We start from the raw sequence: 269 nt of genomic DNA on the forward strand, positions 1-269 counted from the left end.
GGCGGACAGGGCAGCGACCGCTATGTGTTCAATCTGGGCGACGGCAAGGATGTCATCAGCGATGACAATTACTTCAATGCGGGCACGGATGTGCTCAGTTTCGGCGCTGGTATTTCGGCTGCCGACATGTCAGTCAGCCGCTCTGGAAACAGCTTGATATTGAGTCATGCCAATGGCCAGGACAGTGTGACGATCAGCAATTGGTTCGCCGAGAACAGTGGCCGCTACCAACTGGAGCGGGTGGAGTTTGCTGACGGTACGCTCTGGAC

1 protein-coding gene is annotated in these 269 nt (G+C 56.5%); it reads left to right on the forward strand.

What is annotated here, in order from left to right:
• A partial coding sequence (locus ACWR1S_RS30980) for a calcium-binding protein (RefSeq protein WP_454566158.1) occupies positions 1-269 on the forward strand: 269 nt, incomplete at both ends.

The organism is Pseudomonas sp. AIG, from assembly GCF_977020205.1.